This is a genomic window from Burkholderia sp. Bp9090 (genome assembly GCF_003857985.1).
GTDB lineage: Bacteria > Pseudomonadota > Gammaproteobacteria > Burkholderiales > Burkholderiaceae > Burkholderia.
Map to the genome: position 1 here is coordinate 60,920 of NZ_QTPV01000022.1, position 17,355 is coordinate 78,274.

Sequence of the window (17,355 nt, forward strand, 5' to 3'; positions counted from 1 at the left end):
TAAGATTTCGGCGCCGCCCCGGCATGCCGTCCGTCGCCGTCGTTTTTGCGATGAATCGACACGAAAATGCGGTATAAACGGGCAGCCGTCGTTCGCATGTCGCCACGTGACGGACTCTCGGTATGATACGGGCGGCACGTTTCCAGTCGCACGAATAACGGACACGGGTTTTCCCGATCCTTGCGCCCATTCCTTTCGTTTTCCGCACCATGAACAGACGGTTCGCTTCGATCGCGTTGATCGCCGCCGGCGTGTGGTTCGCCTGCGGAAGCGCACGCGCGGATTGTTTCGACGAGGCCGCCCGCTACCAGAAGGTCAATCCGCTGATCCTGCGCGCGATCGCGTGGCAGGAGTCGCACAACCGGCCCGACGCGCTGAACAAGAATACGAACGGCTCGGTCGACTACGGCCTGATGCAGATCAATTCGATCCACCTGCCGGCGCTGTCGCGCTACGGCATCGGCCGCGACACGCTGATGCAGCCGTGCAAGAACGTCTACATCGCCGCGTGGCACCTGCGCCAGAAGATGAATCGCTACGGCAACACATGGCAGGCCGTCGGCGCCTATCATTCGGAAACGCCGTCGCTGCGCGACAAGTATGCGCGGCAGATCGCCGGGATCCTGACGCAGTGGAAGCTGATGCCGCCCGAGCAGTGACGCCGCGCCGCGGGCCGACGCCGTGCCGCTCGGCCGGCCGGCGCGCGTTTGATGCACAATGCGGATCTCACGCCGCGGTTTCGACCGGCCCCGGGCGACCGGCTCCGGGCCGATCGCGCCCCGTCAGGGCGCCGCGGCCGCTTTTCCCTCTTTTCCGTTGGTGCAAATCGTTATGAATCCGGCAATGAATCAGCCGTTGCCCGTCACAGTGCTGTCCGGTTTCCTCGGCGCCGGCAAGACCACGCTGCTCAATCACATCCTCGCGAACCGCGCGGGCATGAAAGTCGCCGTGATCGTCAACGATCTCGCGGCGGTCAACATCGACGCGTCGCTCGTACGCGATGCGCAGGCGCTGTCGCATGTCGAGGAACGCCTGGTCGAGATGTCGAACGGCTGCATCTGCTGCACGCTGCGCGACGACCTGCTCGTCGAGATCCGCAATCTCGCGGCGGATGGCCGCTTCGACGCGATCGTGATCGAATCGACCGGCATCGCGGAGCCGATGCCGATCGCCGAAACCTTCACGTTCGTCGACGACGACGGCGCATCGCTGTCGAACGTCGCGCGGCTCGACACGCTCGTCACCGTGGTCGACGCCTACAATTTCCTGCGCGACTACGGTTCCGACGACGCGCTCGCGACGCGCGGCATCGCCGCATCGGACGAAGACGATCGCACGCTCGTCGAGCTGCTGATCGAGCAGATCGAGTTCTGCGACGTGCTCGTGATCAACAAGACCGACCTCGTCGGCGCGGAAGAACTCGCGCGCCTGCAGCACATCCTCGCGCGGCTCAACCCGCGCGCGCACCAGGTCGTGTCGACGTTCGGCAACGTGCCGCTCGAGGAAGTGCTGAACACCGGCCGCTTCGATTTCGACGAGGCCGCGAACGCGCCGGGCTGGCTCGCGTCGCTCGATCACGATCACACGCATTGCGACGATCCCGACTGCCACGATCCGCATCATGCGCACGTGCATGGCGAAGCCGACGAATTCGGCATCGGCAATTTTGTTTACCGCGCGCGCCGGCCGTTTCATCCGGCACGGCTCTGGGCGCTGCTGCATCAGGAGTGGCCGGGCGTGCTGCGCAGCAAGGGCTTCTTCTGGCTCGCGACGCGCAACGACATCGCGGGCTCGCTGTCGCAGGCGGGCGGCGTATGCCGGCATGGCCCGGCGGGCCTCTGGTGGGCCGCGCAGGATCGCGCGGAATGGCCGGACGACGACGAGTTGCTCGCCGAAATTCGCACGGAGTGGCAGGGCGACCTCGACGACCGCTCGGTCGGCGATCGCCGTCAGGAACTGGTGCTGATCGGCATCGGGCTCGATGCCGACACATGGCGCGCAAAACTCGACGCATGCCTGCTCACCGATGCGGAATTCGCGCTCGGTGCGGCGCAATGGAGCACGTTCGACGATCCGTTTCCGGTGTGGGATGTCGATGCGCACGACGACGACGATCCCGGCGACACGCAGATCGTGCACGCGTAATACGCGGTAAAAACGGCCTGCGACAGGCAACCGTTAAATCTTGCAAGAGGGGCGCGAACTGTGGCAAAAATGCCGCGCGCGCCCAACAAAAAACCCGCCGAAAGGCGGGTTTTTTTCCTGGAACAGGCGCTGGATTAACGCTTGTTGACGGCGTCCTTGAACGCCTTGCCAGCCGTGAACTTGACCGTCTTGGCTGCCGGGATCTTGATGGTTTCGCCGGTCTTCGGGTTGCGGCCCGTACGTGCTGCGCGCTTGCCCGAACCGAAGCTGCCGAAGCCGATCAGCTGAACCGCATCACCCTTCGACACGGCCTTCTTGATGACTTCGAGCAGCGTGTCCAGCGTTTCGCCGGTTTGAGCCTTGCTGGCGCCCGTTTGGGCGGCGACGGCGTCGATCAGTTCCTGTTTGTTCATTAAGGTTCCTTTTTCAGGTTAGGTTTGACACGAACAGCGCGAACGCGCCGATTATACGTGCGCGAACCGTGCCGTCGAGAGTCAGACTTCGACGGCACAGCGCCGAATCCTGGCCCGCGCGACGTGCCGTCCGGTTTGCCGGAAGGCCACCCCGCGGTACGGCGTTGCTATGATAGCGCAGCGCAAACCCAATAACGACAAGGGTTTCAAAGATTTTCATCGGTATTTCGCCGAATGAATCGTCGATTGCCCGTTTTTTGACCTGCGCCAACCGGACGGGATACGCAGCCGGGTCCGCCGCCGCGCAACGCCGTTGGTTTTTGCCAACGACCCGCCGGACGCCTCCGCGCAATCCCTTGCCAGGCTTGGCTGCCACGTTTTTTGTTTCGCATGCCCGACCGACTCGTTCCCGCCACGCTCGCGTTCCGCGACGACGGCACCCTCATCTCGCCCGCGTACGGCGACATCTATCACAACGTCGCGGGCGCGCTCGCGCAGGCGAACTACGTGTTCATCGCGGGCAACGCGCTGCCCGGGCGCTGGCAAGGCCGGCGCACGTTCACGATCGTCGAGACGGGGTTCGGCGCGGGCGTCAACTTCCTCGCGACCTGGGCCGCCTGGCGCGACGATCCCGCGCGCTGCGAACGGCTGCATTTCGTGTCGTTCGAGAAGCATCCGTTTTCGCGCGATGACCTGCGCCTGGCACTGTCCCATATGGTTGCGAACACAACTATATCGACGGAAGCAGAAATGCTCGCCGATGCGTGGCCGATGCTCGTTCCCGGTTTTCATCGCCTCGAATTCGACGCTGGCCGGGTCGTGCTCACGCTCGCGCTGGGCGACGCGTGCGAGATGCTGCCGAAACTGGTCGCCCGCGCCGATGCGTTCTATCTGGACGGTTTCGCGCCCGCGAAAAACCCGGATCTCTGGTCGGCCGACGTGTTCCGCGCGCTCGCACGTATCGCCGCCGAGAAGGCGACCTTTGCGACTTATTCGAGCGCGGGCGTGGTGAAACAAGCGCTCCTCGAAGCGGGTTTCACGTATCGCAAGATGGCCGGGCTGGCCGGCAAGTTCGCGATGCTCGCGGGCGAATACGCACCGCGCTGGCGGATGCGCCGGCACGAACCGCCGCGCGCGTTGCCGGTTGCCGCGCGCGACGCGATCGTGATCGGCGCGGGGCTGGCCGGCTGCGCGGTCGTCGAACGGCTCGCCGCGCGCGGCTGGAACGTCACGCTGATCGAGCGGCACGCGCGGATCGCGAGCGACGCATCGGGCAATCCGGCCGGCGTATTCCATCCACTGATGACGCGCGACGACAACGTCGCGAGCCGCCTCACGCGCAGCGGTTTCCTGCATGCGCTCGCACGCTGGCGCGCGCTCGAGCATGCGGGTCATGCGTTCGCGCGCAGCACGCGCGGGATGATCCATCTCGCGGAATCGGCCGACGATTTCGTGCGGATGCGCGACGCGTTCGACGCGCTCGGCGCACCGTCCGACTACGTGTCGCTGCTCGACACGGACGCCGCGCGCGCGCATCTGAACCTGCCGGTCGCACATGGCGGCCTGCTGTTTCCGCACGGCGGCGCCGTCTGGCCGGCCGGGGTCTGCGCCGCACAAGTCGCGGCGGCCGGTGAACGCGTGACACTGCTCGCCGGCACCGAAGTCGCGCGCCTCGAGCGCGATGGCGACACGTGGCGCGCCGTCGACGCGGCAGGCGCGACGCTCGCCGAGGCGCCGGTCGTCGTGCTCGCGAACGCCGGCGACGCCGTGCGTCTCGCGGGACTGCGGCACGTCGCGCTGCAGCCGGTGCGCGGCCAGCTCACGCTGCTGCCGCCCGGCAGCACGGCACCGCTGCCGTGCCCCGCGATCGGCGACGGCTATGCGGTACCGCTCGACGACGGCACGCTGCTGATCGGCGCGACGTTCGAACCCGACGACCTCGATCCGGCGATGCGCGGCGCCGGGCATATCGAAAATATCGAGCGCGTCCGGCATCTGCTGCCCGGCCTGATCGGCGAGTTGCCGGACGTCGATACGCTGCGCGGGCGCGTCGCGTTTCGCTGGGTCGTCGCCGATCGCGTGCCGGTGATCGGCCCGCTCGCCGACGAAGCGCAGGCCGTCGCGAACGCACGCGCGCTGAGCGGTGCGAGGGCGCGCGACCTGCCGCGCACCGCGGGCCTGTACGGCGCATTCGGCTACGGTTCCCGCGGCCTCGTGTGGGCCGCGCTCGGCGCCGAACTGATCGCGTCGCAACTGGAAGGCGAGCCGCTGCCGCTCGAGCGCGAACTCGCCGATGCCGTCGACCCGGCCCGGTTCCTGATCCGCGCGCTGCGCGGCCGCCAGATCGGCTGATCTCGTCAGCCGAATCCTCACAGTCCTTCGATTTTTTCGCGCAAGGTTATCCACGCGACGCTGTGGATAACCGCGCGAAATCCGCACGCACTTCGTGTGCAATCACAGTGGACGTAAACTGGGCAACTCGGCACAGCTGTGAAACGGCCCGAAAGTTGCCCAACTCAAACCTCTGTGAGCAAACAGCCTGTGCAACGACTTATGGCCGCGCCAACGCCTTGATCTTGTTGCGTAAACCGAAGTTATCCACAGAACTGTGAGCGCCTTGTTAACTTCTACTACGTATATATACAAGTAAACCATTGAAACCAAAGACCTGTGGTGCCTCACAGCGCCGCGAGTCGATTCAATCGGTTCCGGAGCGAAAAAGCTGTGGCACAATCGGTTTCCTTCGCGTTCGTTCGGCCAAGCGCCGGACATGCTTCAATGGAACGGTCGGCTCGATTTCGAATCTGAATCATCGAGACTGCGCAGTCCGTTCACACACCAGGCCGACAATCCAGATCGGCAGCCTGAACGACAGTTCCGCCGGATGGCGGAAAGAGGCGGATCCCATGTCCCGCCGTCGTCGACCACAACATTCACACTCGGGGCGATACCCAGCCGGCGCGCATCTCATTTCTGACGCTTGACCCCGCGCCGCTGGCGATTGCTTCCAAAGGAGAAGTCACCACGATGAAGTCGGCGTTCTCATTCCTGCCCAATTGGCCGCTCGCGCCGGATGCCGTGTTCTGGGCCGGGCTCGCGTTGTTCGCGGCCGGTCTGTGTGGCGAGCTGTGCTATCGCGCATGGCGGCTGCCGCGCATCACCGGGTATGCGGTGATCGGTCTCATCGCCGGTTCGTTCGGATTCGGCGTGATCGACGCGAGCACCGACGAAACCTCGCGGCTGCTGATCGACGTCGCGCTCGGCCTGCTGCTGTTCGAGCTCGGCAGCCGCCTCGACCTGAAATGGATCCGCCGCAATCCGTGGCTCATTGCGTCGAGCCTGGCCGAGGCGACGCTGACGTTCGTGCTCGTGCTGTTCGTGATGCTCGCGCTCGGCGTGTCGGGCATGGTCGCGCTCGTGTTGTCGGCGATCGCGATCGCGACGTCGCCGTCGATGGTGATCCAGCTCAAGACCGAGCTGCGCGCGGAAGGGCAGGTGTCGCAGCGCCTCATCACGCTGACCGCGCTGAACAGCGTGTACGCGATCGTGCTGACCAAGCTCGTCACGAGCTGGCTCCACCAGGAAGCGTACGGGAACGTTTTCGCGACGATCCTGCAACCCGCCTACCTGATCGCCGGTTCGTTCATCGTCGCGTACCTGGTCGCGCGGGCGTGCAATTACCTGTTCCGTCACATGACCGCGACGATGCGCGACGAGCATTCGTTCGTCGCGCTGTTCGGGCTCGTGATGCTCGCGATCGCGGTCGCGCAGGCGCTGAAGCTGTCGACGCTGCTCACGCTGCTGCTCGCCGGCATCATCGTGAAGAACCTCGAAGCGCGGCCGCAGCTGTGGCCCGAGCATTTCGGCACGGCCGGCTGGCTGCTGACGGTGATCCTGTTCGTGCTGACGCTCACGTCGTTCACGTGGGGCGACATCGCGCTCGGCGGCCTGCTCGCAATCGCGCTGATCGTCACGCGGCTCGCCGCCAAGCTCGCCGGCGTCGTCGCGTTCGCGAAGCCGAGCGGGCTCGGGATGAAGCAGGGCGTCGCGCTCGGCATCGCGCTGACGCCGATGTCCGCGCTGTCGTACCTGCTCGTCGACGACACCTACCAGCTCTATCCGAATTTCGACCCGCACCTGCGCGCGATCGTGATGTGCACGATCGTGATCCTGCAGCTCGTCAGCCCGTTCGTCGTCTACCGCTGCCTGTCGGCGGTCAGCGAACGCAGCGACAGAAACTGATTCCGGAACCTGCCATGGCACTCGAAACCTTCGTCAATTCCGAACCGTTCACGTTCGGCGTCGAACTGGAGATCCAGGTCGTCAACACGCACAACTACGACCTCACCAAGGCTGCATCCGACCTGATGCGCCTGATCCAGGGCGAGACCTTCCCCGGCAACATCACGCCTGAAATCACCGAGAGCATGATCGAGCTGTCGACCGGCATCTGCCATTCGCACGAGCAGGCGGTCTCCGAGCTGCACGCGATCCGCGACGTGCTGGTGAAGGCGGCCGACCAGCTCAACGTCGGGCTCGCCGGCGGCGGCACGCACGCGTTCCAGCAATGGAGCGACCGGCAGATCTACGACGCGCCGCGCTTCCAGTACATCTCCGAGCTGTACGGCTATCTCGCGAAGCAGTTCACCGTGTTCGGCCAGCACGTGCACATCGGCTGTCCCGATCCGGACAGCGCGCTGTTCCTGCTGCACTCGATGTCGCGCTTCATTCCGCACTTCATCGCGCTGTCCGCGTCGTCGCCGTTCGTGCAGAACGTCGACACCGGCTTCCATTCGGCGCGCCTGAATTCGGTGTTCGCGTTCCCGCTGTCGGGCCGCGCGCCGTTCGTGCTGACCTGGGACAGCTTCGAGGAGTACTTCACGAAGATGGTCAACACGGGCGTCGTCAACTCGATGAAGGACTTTTACTGGGACATCCGGCCGAAGCCCGGCTACGGCACGATCGAGGTGCGCGTGATGGACACGCCGCTGTCGGTCGACCGCGCGGCCGCGATCGCGTGCTACATCCAGACGCTCGCGCGCTACCTGCTGACCGACCGGCCGCTGAAGCTGTCGGAGGACGACTATCTCGTCTACACATTCAACCGTTTCGAAGCCTGCCGCTTCGGGCTCGAGGGCACCTGCGTCAATCCTCAGACAGGTGAGCGCCGCACGATCGCGGAAGACATCCTCGACACGCTCGACCGGATCGCGCCGCATGCGGCCGCGCTCGGCTCGCGCGCGGCACTCGACGAGATCGGTGCGCTCGCGAAGGCGCGCGTGAATGACGCATCGTGGTTGAGAACCGTTTTCAAACAGGAAAAATCGCTGAACGAGACGGTCCGCCAGCAGTGCCTGCGCTGGCGTGAATGAAAAAATGTTTTGCAGATTACAGGCTCGACCGCGCGGCGATTCGCTGAATGCCGGTCGACGCCGATTCGGGCGTTCCGCGTCGCCAGTCCTCCTGAAAATCTGTGGATAACTGGATATTCCGCTGCAAAGTCAACGCACTGCGGTATGGATAACCCGGTGGATTGCCACCAGCCGCACGATGGCCGATTCGAACAGGAAAATGTTTGCGCGTTGCGCCGTGAGGCCGGCAGGGATTGCCGGCACAACGAAAAAATCCGGTTATCCAGCGATTTTCCACAGAATGAAGGGGATAACTTAGCTGTGCGATTTTCCGCTCTCGCTTAGAATGTCGGCTTTGCGGACACCGGAATGACCTGTGTCTCACCGGTCGCCGCGAACGCGACCGCCGCGTGTGCCTCGCGACGGCCGTGTCGACGCTCCTCGATGAGCGTCTGTTTTGAGATAGACATTCGATCTCCACACTACGGCTGCTCGGCAATCCGGGCGGCGGCAAAGCGAAAAGACTATGAGCGAAGGCGTTTACGGGAATCAGGCTTCGGGACGTGTGACCCACAGCTTGCTGCGGTTGAGTACGGCCATGCGAAGCCAGGCATGGGATTGGGCGGAAGGCGCGGGCCTCACGCCGACGCAGGGCGAGATCCTCGTGCTGCTGCTGCAACGCAAGGGCCCGATGCGGCTCGGCGAGATCGCGCGCGAGACACAGCTCACGGCTGCGACCACCAGCGATGCGGTCAGCACGCTCGAGACGAAGGGGCTCGTCGAGAAGCGCCGCGCGCTGGACGACGGCCGCGCGCTTGCCGTGCGCCTGTCGGCCCGCGGCCGTACCGCGGCGAAGAAGGCGCTGCAATGGCCGGAATTCCTGACGAAGGCGGTCGGCAAGCTCGGCGCGGACGAGCAGGGCGCGCTGTACCGCGCGCTGCTGAAGACGCTGCGCGAACTGCAGGTGGCCGGCGCGACGCCGCCGCAGCGCATGTGCCTGACGTGCACGCATTTCCAGCCGGGCAAGCAGTCGAAGAAGACCGTGCATCACTGCGCGGCGCTCGACCTGTCGATGGCCGACAGCGATCTGCGTCTCGACTGTTCGGTGCACGAAGAAGCCGACGCGGCAACGCAAAAGAAGACCTGGAAGGTGTTCGCCGGCTGACGTCCGTCGATCGACCGGGAGGCCGATGATGAACGCTGAAGTGGTGGCGATCCGCCACGTGCATTTCGAGGACCTCGGCAGCTTCGAGCAGGTGCTCGGGGCGCGCGGGCGGCGGGTGCGCTACGTCGACGTCGGCGCGTCGCGCGTCGAGGTGCTCGACGCGCTCAAGCCGGCGCTGCTCGTGATGCTCGGCGGGCCACTCAGCGTGTACGAAGACGCGCAGTATCCGTCGATCGCGCCGCTCACGGCGCTCGTGCGCCAGCGCATCGACGCCGGGCTGCCGATCCTCGGCATCTGCCTTGGCGCGCAGTTCATCGCCCGCGCGCTCGGTGCGCGCGTCTATCCGGCTGCGCAGAAGGAACTCGGCTGGGCGCCGCTGACGCTCACCGACGCGGGCCGCGCGTCGCCGCTGCGCCATCTCGACGGCGCGGCGACCTCGATGCTGCACTGGCACGGCGATACGTTCGACCTGCCGGGCGGCGCGATCCATCTGGCCTCGACACCGGCCTGCCGCCACCAGGCGTTCGCGTGGGGGCAGCACGTGCTGGCGCTGCAATGCCATCCCGAAATCCGTGCCGACCGCTTCGAACCCTGGCTGATCGGCAACGCCGGCGAAATCGCGTCGACGCCCGGCATCGACGCACGCCAGTTGCGCGCCGACACCGTGCAGCACGGTCCCGCGCTGGAGGCGGCCGCGCGACGCATGTTCGCGGAGTGGCTCGACAGCGTCGGGCTTTGATCCCGAGCGAGCGGCACCGCGCGTGACCGGCCCGCAGGCCTTGCCGGCCGGCGCGCCGCTGCATGCCGTGTGCGCGCGGCATCGCTGCCGGCGGTACGCCGGCGCTACCTGACCATCCGCTTACTGCCGAACCGGCCGCCAGCAGGCTTCGAGCCCGCATGCTACGCTCGTCCGCTGTTTCCCTTTCCTGGCGAGCGGCCTCCATGACTGCGCTGTTTTCCCCGTTCACGCTGCGCGGCGTGACCCTTCCGAACCGGATCGTGATCTCCCCGATGTGCCAGTACTCGGCCGAGCGCGGCGAGGCGACCGACTGGCACATGATTCACCTGGGCCATCTCGCGCTGTCCGGCGCGGGCCTGCTCTGCATCGAAGCGACCGCGGTCGAACCCGACGGGCGCATCACGGCCGGCGACCTCGGTTTGTGGGACGACGCGACCGAAGCAGCGCTCAGGCCCGTGCTGGCGGCGATCCGCAAACATTCGCCGGTCCGCGTCGCGATGCAGCTGTCGCACGCGGGGCGCAAGGCGTCGAGCGAGGTGCCGTGGAAGGGCGGCCAGCTCGTGTCCGTCGCCGATGGCGGCTGGCTGCCGCATGCGCCGTCGGCCCTGCCGCACAAGGACGGCGAGACGCCGCCGCTCGCGCTCGACGCGGCCGGCCTGAACCGGATCCGCGACGCGTTCGCCGCCGCCGCGAAGCGTGCCGCGCGCCTCGGCATCGATGCGATCGAGGTGCACGCGGCGCACGGCTACCTGCTGCATCAGTTCCTGTCGCCGCTTGCGAACCAGCGTACCGACGAATACGGCGGCTCGCGCGAAAACCGGATGCGCTTTCCGCTCGAGATCTTCGAGATCGTGCGCGCGGCGTTTCCGGCGGACCGGCCGGTCGGCGTGCGCGTGTCGGCGACCGACTGGGTCGAGGGCGGCTGGGAACTCGAGGACACGATCGCGTTTGCGCACGAGCTGAAGCAGCGCGGCTGCGACTGGATCGACGTGTCGTCCGGCGGCGTGTCGCCGCTACAGAAGATTCCGCTGTCGCCCGGTTACCAGGTGCCGTTCGCGCAGGCGGTGAAGCGCGCGGTCGGGATGCCGACGATCGCGGTCGGCCTGATCAACGATCCCGCGCATGCGAACCGGCTGATCGAGTCGGGCGACGCCGATTTCGTCGCGATGGCGCGCGCGATGCTGTACGACCCGCGCTGGCCGTGGCATGCGGCTGCCGAGCTCGGCGCGCAGGTGTCGGCGCCGCCGCAGTACTGGCGTTCTCAGCCGCGCGAGCACAAGGCGTTGTTCGGCGACATCGCATTCGGCCAGCGCTGAGCGTCATGCGCGCAATATTGCGCGCGATGTTGAGCGAAGCAATCTTGAACGTGTAGGATGCGGATGATTCGCCGCATGTCCCGACGCGGCACCGACCGGTGCCGCGTTTTCGTTTTGCGCGACGCAGGGCCGCGCAAAACGACAGCGCGGCCGTCTTCCATTCAAGTCGTCTTCAAAGGATTCGTTCGATGAGTTCACGCAGGATCGCGGTACGCCGCTCGGGAGTTCACGGCAAGGGCGTGTTCGCGGTGGAGCCGATCAAGGCCGGCGAACGCGTAGTGGAATACAAGGGCGAGCGAATTTCGTGGAAGGAAGCGCTGCGCCGCCATCCGCACGACCCGAACGAGCCGAACCATACGTTCTACTTCGCACTGGAAGAGGGCGGGGTGATCGACGGCAAGATCGACGGCAACAGCGCGCGCTGGATCAATCATTCGTGCGCGCCGAACTGCGAGGCCGAGGAGATCAAGGGCCGCGTGTTCATCCACGCACTGCGCGACATCGGGCCGGAAGAAGAGCTGTTCTACGACTACGGCCTCGTGATCGACGAGAAGCTGACGAAGAAACTCAAGCGGGAATACGCGTGCCATTGCGGCGCGACCGCATGCCGCGGCACGCTGCTCGCCACGCCGGACGACGACGGCAAGAAGAAAAAGAAGAAGGACAGGAAGGACGGCAAGTCCGAGTCCGGCGCGAAGGACAAGAAAAAGAAGAAGTGACCGGTGAGGCCGCGCATCGCGCGCGGCTGCTTCACCGCCGGACGGCCGCCGCGCGGCCGTCCATCGAGCCTGACGAGGGTTCGCCGCGCCTGCCTCAGTGCGTCGGCGCGGCGGCCGGCGTCTCGCTCGCCGGCTTCCCGGTGCGCCTGGCGAGCGGCACCCGCACCACGAAGCGCGAACCGCCTTCCGATGCATCCTCGTACGACACCGTGCCGCCGTGCATCGCGATGATGTCGTGCACGATCGCGAGCCCGAGCCCGGCGCCCGTCTCGACGCCGTTGCCGCTTTGCGCGTCGCCACGGAAGAAGCGCTTGAACAGGTCGGCCTGCTGATTGGCCGGCACGCCCGGGCCGTTGTCCTCGACGACGATCTCGGCGGCCGCTTCGCCGGTCTCGAGCGCGCCGCGCGCGACGTTCACCGTGATCCGCGCCCCGTGCGGCCGGGCGAGCGGCACGTATTTCAACGCATTGTCGAGCAGGTTCGCGATCACCTCGCGCAGCAGCACGGGGTTGCCGCGCACGTTCAGCGTTTCGTCCTCGCCGGGATCGTCGCTGCGCTGGAAGCCGAGGTCGACATGCGACGCGAGCGCGCGCGGCACCCATTCGGCACCCGTCTCGAACGCCATCGCGGCCAGGTCGACGTCGACGAAACGCGCGGCCTGTTCGCCCGGCTCCGCGCGTGCGAGCGACAGCAGCTGGTTCGACAGCCGCACCGCGCGGTCGGCGGCCGCGCGCAGTTCGCGCACCGCGGCATAGGTCTGCTGCGGGTCGCGCGCGACGGCGGCCTGCTCGGCATGCAGCTTCACGGCCGTGAGCGGCGTGCGCAGTTGGTGCGCGGCATCGGCGATGAACTTGCGCTGCGCGTCGAGCGCGGTCTTCAGGCGGCCGAGCAGCGCGTTCATCGCGCTCGTCAGCGGCCGGATCTCGAGCGGCACGTCGGTTTCGTCGACCGGCTCCAGCGACGTGTGGGTCTGCCGGTTCAGCGAATCGGCGAGATGCGTGAGCGGGCCGAGCTGCTGGTTGACGACGCGCCACACGATGCCCCAGCCCGCGAGCAGCAGCAGCAGCAGCGGCATCATGATCGCGACGAGGAATTCGGCCGCGATCCGGTAACGGTGCCGCACCGGCTGCGCGACCTCGACCACCATCGGCCGGCCGCCGTCGACTTCCTCGACGCGCACCTGCGCGACCCGCACCGCGCGGTTGTCGTACTCGGCCTCGAACACGTACGCGTGATGCATGCGGCGCACGTTGATGCCCCGCAGCGGCAGTTTCGGATCGCCGGCGAGTTCCTGCTCGCCGTCGCTGATCCGGTAGATCAGCGCCTCGGCCGGATCGGAGAACATCGCCTGCGCGAGCGGCGGCACCGTGAAGGGCGCGTCGGGGCCGGCGATCTGGATCTGTTTGGAGATGGCGGTCGCGAGATCGGCGAGCGAGCGGTCGATCACGTGTTGCGTGTATTGCCACGCGAGCCAGTAGGCGATCAGGCCGCTCATCAGCGCGAGCATCGACAGCGGCGCGGCGAGGCGCCGAAGCAGCGAGCGGCGCAGGCTGGTGGTCACAGCCGGATCAGAAGACATTTCGACGGGCAAATGGATAAGCGCCGCTCACGGGGAGCGGCGCGGACGTGCGCCGGACGGCGACGCGGGCAGGGCGGCTCGCCGGCGGCACGCGGCCGGCCGGCGTGCGGCGCCGCTCAGACGCTCGCGGTCTGGCGGATTTCCTGCAGCAGATAGCCGAAGCCGCGCACCGTGACGATTTCGACGCGGCACTGCTCGAGTTTCTTGCGCACGCGATGCACGTAGACTTCGATTGCGGTGTCGCCGAGATCGCCGCCGAAGTGCGTGAGGTGATCCTGCAGCTGGGCCTTGCTGACGACGCGGCCGTGACGCAGCAGCAGCATTTCCAGCACCGCGAATTCGCGCGGCGACAGTTCGAGCGGCTTGTCGTCGTTGAAGATGCGGCGATCGACGCCCGACAGGCGGACGCCGCCGAGCGACACTTCCGGACGCGGCATGTCGCTGTGCGGGCCGCTGCGGCGCATCACCGCGCGGATGCGCGCTTCGAGCTCGGCCGGCTCGAACGGCTTGAGCATGTAGTCGTCGGCGCCGGAGTTCAGGCCCTGGATCCGGTCGTTCAGTTCGTCGCGCGCGGTCAGCACGATGACCGGCGTGTGGCGGTTGGTCTGGCGGAAACGCGTGAGCAGCGTCATCCCGTCGATGCCCGGCAGGCCGAGGTCGAGGATCACGAGTTCGTGGCGGTTCTGTGCCAGCGCCTGTTCGGCAAAGATGCCGTCATGCACCATGTCGACGGTGAAGCCAGCCTGCTCGAGGCTGCTCTGGATACCGCGTGCGATGGGGCGGTCGTCTTCGATCAGAAGGAGTCGCATGAAGTTCGCTCAAGTACAATGGGTTGGCGGTTCAGGCACGCGGACAGCACGACGCCGTTTCCACAGGGGCGCCGCATCGCCTGACATCAAGCATGGCGGCCAGCGAACGATTAAATCCAATCATGTCCGATATTTCGATCCACGACCTCGAAGCCGCGATCAATTTCTGGCGCGCCCGCTCGCCGTCGAGCGGCGACGAACTCAAACTCTGCGAAGAGGCCAGCGCGCTCTCCAAGCCGTATGCGCTGCTGATTGTACAGCGCGCAAGCGCGCTGCAACTGGAAGGTTTGGACCCCAGGGCGCGGAAAGCATACGAGACTTACGTGCGCCTTAAGGATGGCTTGGAAAGTTGAAGGCTTTCGCTGAGTACATCCTAGAAAACGTTCATCGAAATGAAAAGTTGACGCGCCGCGCGTCGAAAGACGCGCGGCGGTAGAGGACGACCTCAGGCGGCCGGTTGGGTATGTGCGCACACCTGGTCGATGAACGTCGCGAGCGCGATGTCGCGCTCGGTCAGGCCGTCCGCATCGTGGGTCGACAGCGTCACGTCGACGCGGTTGTATACGTTGAACCATTCCGGATGGTGGTTCATTTCCTGCGCCTTGATCGCGACGCGCGTCATGAAGCCGAAGGCCTCGTTGAAATCGGCGAAGCGCAGGCTGCGCTGGATCGCGTCGCGGCCCGGCACGGCCGTCCAGTGCGGCAGGCCTTCGAGCCGGGTCTTGCGTTCTTCTGATGTGAGCTTGTGGATCATGTTGCACCTCGTTCGGTAACGGCGCCCGCACGCGGGCAAAGGCCACGCGGCAAAGCCGGTACCGGTCATTGTTTCATAGTTGGGCGACGGGCATTCGGGGACGGGCATCGGAAGGCGGGCGCCGGTGCACGAATCACGCCGGCGTGGCCCGCGGCCTTACGCGTCCGCGTCGTCCGGCCAGCCTTCTCCCGTGCCGCGATGCAGCACGAGATCGCCATCGCATACCGCGCCGGCCGCGAATTCGGGCAGCGCGGCCAGCCGGTCGGCCAGCGCGCGGCCGTCGACGTCGGCCAGCGCGAACAGCTGCGCGAAATCGTCGATCACGAAGTAGGTCTTCTGGAACGTGTCGATCCGGTACCGCGTGCGCATCACGCGCTCGAGGTCGAAACCGAGCCGGTTCGGCGCCGCGCTTTCGAGACTGTAGAGGCTCTCGCCCTTGCTCGACACGATCCCGGCGCCGTAGATCGACAGCCCGTTCGTGCCCTGCGCGTCTCGGATCAGGCCGAATTCCACCGTATACCAGTAGAGGCGTGCCAGGCGCGCGAGCGCCGCTTCGTCGTCCGCGACCGCGAGCGCGGTGCGGCCGTAGGCCTGCATGTAGTCGGCGAACACCGGCTCGATCAGCAGCGGCACGTGGCCGAACAGGTCGTGGAAGCAGTCGGGTTCCTGCAGGTAGTCGAGCTGGTCCGGGCGGCGCATCCACCAGGTGACCGGAAACCGCCGGTTCGCGAGGTGCTCGAAGAACACGCGATCGGGCACGAGGCCCGGCACCGCGACGATTTCCCAGCCGGTGGCCGGCTTCAGCTGGCGGTTCAGGTCGGCGAACGACGGCACGCGATCGGCCGGCAGGTCGATCTTCCCGAGCCCGGCGACGAACGCGTCGCACGCGCGACCGCGCAGCAGCGCCGACTGGCGCGCATAGAGCTGCTGCCACACCGCGTGGTCGACCTGGCCGTAACGTTCGATCGGCTGGTCGATGGTGAAATCGGCGCGGGTTTCGAGGCCCGCATCGAACTGCTCCTGCAGTTTCGCGGTGACGACGGTGGACATGGTGAGGCTCTGCACGCTGTGATGGGAACCATGCAAGTGTAGAGCGGGGGACATGCGGAATGGGCGCAAAGATGGCGTTGATTCGCTTGATGATGCGATAATCGCGCATCAAAACAGGAATCAATGCGGAGAATGCTCATGCTGGAACTCGATCACTTCGATCTCGCGCTTCTCGACGTGCTGCAGCGCTTCGGCCGCGCCACGCACCAGCAGCTCGGCGAGGAGGTGCCGCTGTCGCCATCGCAGATCGGCCGGCGGCTGCAGCGGCTCGAGGCGGCCGGCGTGATCGAAGGCTATCGCGTGATGTTGCGCCCCGAAAAGCTCGGGCTCGGCGTCACCGCGTTCACGAGCCTGAAGCTCAAGCACCACGGCGATTCGATCATCGAGCAGTTCCAGCAGCAGATCGACGTGCTGCCCGAGGTGCTCGAATGCCATGCAGTGGTGGGCGATGCCGACTATCTGCTGCGGATCGTCGCGCCGGATCTCAACGCGCTGTCGCAGTTCGTGATGAAGAAGCTGATGCGCGTGCCGGGCGTCGACAGCGTGCGCTCGAACATCGTGCTGACGACGTTCAAGCGCAATGGCGCGCTGCCGCTCGCGCACCTGGCGCCCGGCGCCGCGTGACGCGGCGGCAGGGCTGGCGGCGGGGCGCAAGGCGCCGCCGCGGATAGGGTTCGATCAGGCCGCTGCGGATTGCGCGTCGGCGTTCAGCAGGTCGACGTACGCGACCGCGACGAGATCCTCGTGCGCCACGCCGAGCTTCGCGAACACGTCATGCGCCTCGGCTTCGCCGCCGGCTTCGTCGTCGTCGGGGCCGAGCACCACTTCCAGTTCGATGAAGTCGCCGAGGCCGTCGACGCGGTCGAGGTGGATCCGCGTGCGGCCGACGAGGTACACGTGCCGTTCCTTCGTCACGATGCCGCGCGTGGTCAGCGCGGTCGCGAGCAGCGAGTGCATCGCGTCCGGGTTCGTGACCGGGCTGCGCGTGTAGTACGACGCCTTCGGACCGTCGCGATCGTCGCGCTGGTAGAAGATCAGTTCGGCCGGCGTGCCGTCTTCGAAGCGGCGCAGCTTCAGCCGGCCGCGCGGCACGTCGTAGAAGAAATCCTGCTGGCGGTAGAAGAGCGGTGCTTCGGTTGCGAGCGTCGCGGCGCGTTCGCGCAGCTGGTCGAATGCGCGGGCGCGGGCTTTGATCTCGATGTTGCGGGCCATGCGGGTCTCCTTCAATCAGGGGTCTCGCGGTGTGCGAACGGACAATCTAGCAAAAAGCCTGCGATGGTGGCGTGACGAGCGACCGGCGCGCGGCAACGCGACG

18 protein-coding genes are annotated in these 17,355 nt (G+C 66.4%); 11 read left to right on the forward strand and 7 right to left on the reverse strand.

The genetic code is table 11. The features are described 5' to 3' along the window. Positions 1-209: 209 nt before the first annotated feature. Both DIE16_RS20475 and DIE16_RS20480 read left to right on the forward strand, forming a co-directional pair. Complete coding sequence (locus DIE16_RS20475; RefSeq protein ID WP_044845212.1) at positions 210-659, forward strand: lytic transglycosylase domain-containing protein; 450 nt, start codon at positions 210-212, stop codon at positions 657-659. Positions 660-831: 172 nt separating this feature from the next. After that, a complete protein-coding gene (locus DIE16_RS20480; protein WP_124893317.1) occupies positions 832-2,145 on the forward strand; it encodes a GTP-binding protein in 1,314 nt (437 codons plus the stop codon). Positions 2,146-2,279: 134 nt separating this feature from the next. On the opposite strand, the gene DIE16_RS20485 is transcribed toward DIE16_RS20480, so the two are convergent. After that, complete coding sequence (locus DIE16_RS20485; protein ID WP_006401505.1) at positions 2,280-2,558, reverse strand: HU family DNA-binding protein; 279 nt, start codon at positions 2,556-2,558, stop codon at positions 2,280-2,282. 13 nt (positions 2,559-2,571) lie between these two features. Then, entirely contained in the window at positions 2,572-2,934 is a 363-nt protein-coding gene (locus DIE16_RS20490) for a hypothetical protein (protein WP_124486807.1), read from the reverse strand. A gap of 14 nt (positions 2,935-2,948) precedes the next feature. Here DIE16_RS20490 and mnmC point away from each other — a divergent pair, with 14 nt between their 5' ends. The 7 genes from mnmC (at position 2,949) to DIE16_RS20535 (ending at position 11,848) form a co-directional block, all read left to right on the forward strand. Continuing rightward, entirely contained in the window at positions 2,949-4,910 is a 1,962-nt protein-coding gene (gene mnmC, locus DIE16_RS20495; protein ID WP_124893318.1) for a bifunctional tRNA (5-methylaminomethyl-2-thiouridine)(34)-methyltransferase MnmD/FAD-dependent 5-carboxymethylaminomethyl-2-thiouridine(34) oxidoreductase MnmC, read from the forward strand. Between the two features lie 675 nt (positions 4,911-5,585). Next, complete coding sequence (locus DIE16_RS20510; RefSeq protein WP_044845215.1) at positions 5,586-6,800, forward strand: cation:proton antiporter; 1,215 nt, start codon at positions 5,586-5,588, stop codon at positions 6,798-6,800. A 14-nt stretch (positions 6,801-6,814) separates the two neighbouring features. Further along, the gene (locus DIE16_RS20515) at positions 6,815-7,930 is read left to right on the forward strand and encodes a YbdK family carboxylate-amine ligase (RefSeq protein ID WP_006490006.1); all 1,116 of its coding nucleotides are present in this window, start codon (positions 6,815-6,817) and stop codon (positions 7,928-7,930) included. Positions 7,931-8,435: 505 nt separating this feature from the next. Further along, positions 8,436-9,074: a MarR family winged helix-turn-helix transcriptional regulator gene (locus DIE16_RS20520; RefSeq protein ID WP_044845216.1), complete on the forward strand. Its 639-nt coding sequence runs from the start codon at positions 8,436-8,438 to the stop codon at positions 9,072-9,074. Between the two features lie 28 nt (positions 9,075-9,102). After that, complete coding sequence (locus tag DIE16_RS20525) at positions 9,103-9,813, forward strand: glutamine amidotransferase (RefSeq protein WP_124520510.1); 711 nt, start codon at positions 9,103-9,105, stop codon at positions 9,811-9,813. Positions 9,814-10,016: 203 nt separating this feature from the next. Then, positions 10,017-11,129, forward strand: a complete 1,113-nt coding sequence (locus tag DIE16_RS20530; RefSeq protein ID WP_124893319.1) for an NADH:flavin oxidoreductase/NADH oxidase — start codon at positions 10,017-10,019, stop codon at positions 11,127-11,129. A gap of 188 nt (positions 11,130-11,317) precedes the next feature. Next, the gene (locus tag DIE16_RS20535; RefSeq protein ID WP_124486811.1) at positions 11,318-11,848 is read left to right on the forward strand and encodes an SET domain-containing protein; all 531 of its coding nucleotides are present in this window, start codon (positions 11,318-11,320) and stop codon (positions 11,846-11,848) included. Between the two features lie 94 nt (positions 11,849-11,942). Here the strand turns inward: DIE16_RS20535 and DIE16_RS20540 are convergent, their stop codons facing one another. Together DIE16_RS20540 and DIE16_RS20545 are read right to left on the reverse strand one after the other, a co-directional pair. Further along, positions 11,943-13,427 (reverse strand): sensor histidine kinase, encoded by a 1,485-nt coding sequence (locus DIE16_RS20540; RefSeq protein ID WP_124893320.1) that lies wholly within the window; start codon positions 13,425-13,427, stop codon positions 11,943-11,945. A 116-nt stretch (positions 13,428-13,543) separates the two neighbouring features. After that, positions 13,544-14,236, reverse strand: a complete 693-nt coding sequence (locus tag DIE16_RS20545) for a response regulator transcription factor (protein WP_006401494.1) — start codon at positions 14,234-14,236, stop codon at positions 13,544-13,546. A gap of 122 nt (positions 14,237-14,358) precedes the next feature. Here DIE16_RS20545 and DIE16_RS20550 point away from each other — a divergent pair, with 122 nt between their 5' ends. Continuing rightward, the gene (locus tag DIE16_RS20550; protein ID WP_044845220.1) at positions 14,359-14,589 is read left to right on the forward strand and encodes a DUF3717 domain-containing protein; all 231 of its coding nucleotides are present in this window, start codon (positions 14,359-14,361) and stop codon (positions 14,587-14,589) included. Between the two features lie 92 nt (positions 14,590-14,681). On the opposite strand, the gene DIE16_RS20555 is transcribed toward DIE16_RS20550, so the two are convergent. Next, entirely contained in the window at positions 14,682-14,990 is a 309-nt protein-coding gene (locus DIE16_RS20555) for a 4a-hydroxytetrahydrobiopterin dehydratase (RefSeq protein WP_044845221.1), read from the reverse strand. A gap of 156 nt (positions 14,991-15,146) precedes the next feature. Then, positions 15,147-16,040, reverse strand: a complete 894-nt coding sequence (gene phhA / locus DIE16_RS20560) for a phenylalanine 4-monooxygenase (protein WP_221625274.1) — start codon at positions 16,038-16,040, stop codon at positions 15,147-15,149. Between the two features lie 138 nt (positions 16,041-16,178). Here phhA and DIE16_RS20565 point away from each other — a divergent pair, with 138 nt between their 5' ends. Next, entirely contained in the window at positions 16,179-16,664 is a 486-nt protein-coding gene (locus tag DIE16_RS20565) for an Lrp/AsnC family transcriptional regulator (RefSeq protein WP_006408082.1), read from the forward strand. A 54-nt stretch (positions 16,665-16,718) separates the two neighbouring features. Here the strand turns inward: DIE16_RS20565 and DIE16_RS20570 are convergent, their stop codons facing one another. Next, positions 16,719-17,252 (reverse strand): class IV adenylate cyclase, encoded by a 534-nt coding sequence (locus DIE16_RS20570; protein ID WP_124893322.1) that lies wholly within the window; start codon positions 17,250-17,252, stop codon positions 16,719-16,721. Positions 17,253-17,355: the final 103 nt, after the last annotated feature.

Bases quoted from the DNA above. Each gene is read 5' to 3' on its own strand.
- DIE16_RS20515 (WP_006490006.1), top strand. From the start codon at position 6,815: ATGGCACTCGAAACCTTCGTCAATTCCGAACCGTTCACGTTCGGCGTC.
- DIE16_RS20550 (WP_044845220.1), top strand. From the start codon at position 14,359: ATGTCCGATATTTCGATCCACGACCTCGAAGCCGCGATCAATTTCTGG.
- DIE16_RS20510 (WP_044845215.1), top strand. From the start codon at position 5,586: ATGAAGTCGGCGTTCTCATTCCTGCCCAATTGGCCGCTCGCGCCGGAT.
- DIE16_RS20565 (WP_006408082.1), top strand. From the start codon at position 16,179: ATGCTGGAACTCGATCACTTCGATCTCGCGCTTCTCGACGTGCTGCAG.
- DIE16_RS20570 (WP_124893322.1), bottom strand. From the start codon at position 17,252: ATGGCCCGCAACATCGAGATCAAAGCCCGCGCCCGCGCATTCGACCAG.
- DIE16_RS20485 (WP_006401505.1), bottom strand. From the start codon at position 2,558: ATGAACAAACAGGAACTGATCGACGCCGTCGCCGCCCAAACGGGCGCC.
- DIE16_RS20555 (WP_044845221.1), bottom strand. From the start codon at position 14,990: ATGATCCACAAGCTCACATCAGAAGAACGCAAGACCCGGCTCGAAGGC.
- DIE16_RS20520 (WP_044845216.1), top strand. From the start codon at position 8,436: ATGAGCGAAGGCGTTTACGGGAATCAGGCTTCGGGACGTGTGACCCAC.
- DIE16_RS20530 (WP_124893319.1), top strand. From the start codon at position 10,017: ATGACTGCGCTGTTTTCCCCGTTCACGCTGCGCGGCGTGACCCTTCCG.
- mnmC (WP_124893318.1), top strand. From the start codon at position 2,949: ATGCCCGACCGACTCGTTCCCGCCACGCTCGCGTTCCGCGACGACGGC.
- phhA (WP_221625274.1), bottom strand. From the start codon at position 16,040: ATGTCCACCGTCGTCACCGCGAAACTGCAGGAGCAGTTCGATGCGGGC.
- DIE16_RS20480 (WP_124893317.1), top strand. From the start codon at position 832: ATGAATCCGGCAATGAATCAGCCGTTGCCCGTCACAGTGCTGTCCGGT.
- DIE16_RS20535 (WP_124486811.1), top strand. From the start codon at position 11,318: ATGAGTTCACGCAGGATCGCGGTACGCCGCTCGGGAGTTCACGGCAAG.
- DIE16_RS20525 (WP_124520510.1), top strand. From the start codon at position 9,103: ATGAACGCTGAAGTGGTGGCGATCCGCCACGTGCATTTCGAGGACCTC.
- DIE16_RS20545 (WP_006401494.1), bottom strand. From the start codon at position 14,236: ATGCGACTCCTTCTGATCGAAGACGACCGCCCCATCGCACGCGGTATC.
- DIE16_RS20475 (WP_044845212.1), top strand. From the start codon at position 210: ATGAACAGACGGTTCGCTTCGATCGCGTTGATCGCCGCCGGCGTGTGG.
- DIE16_RS20540 (WP_124893320.1), bottom strand. From the start codon at position 13,427: ATGTCTTCTGATCCGGCTGTGACCACCAGCCTGCGCCGCTCGCTGCTT.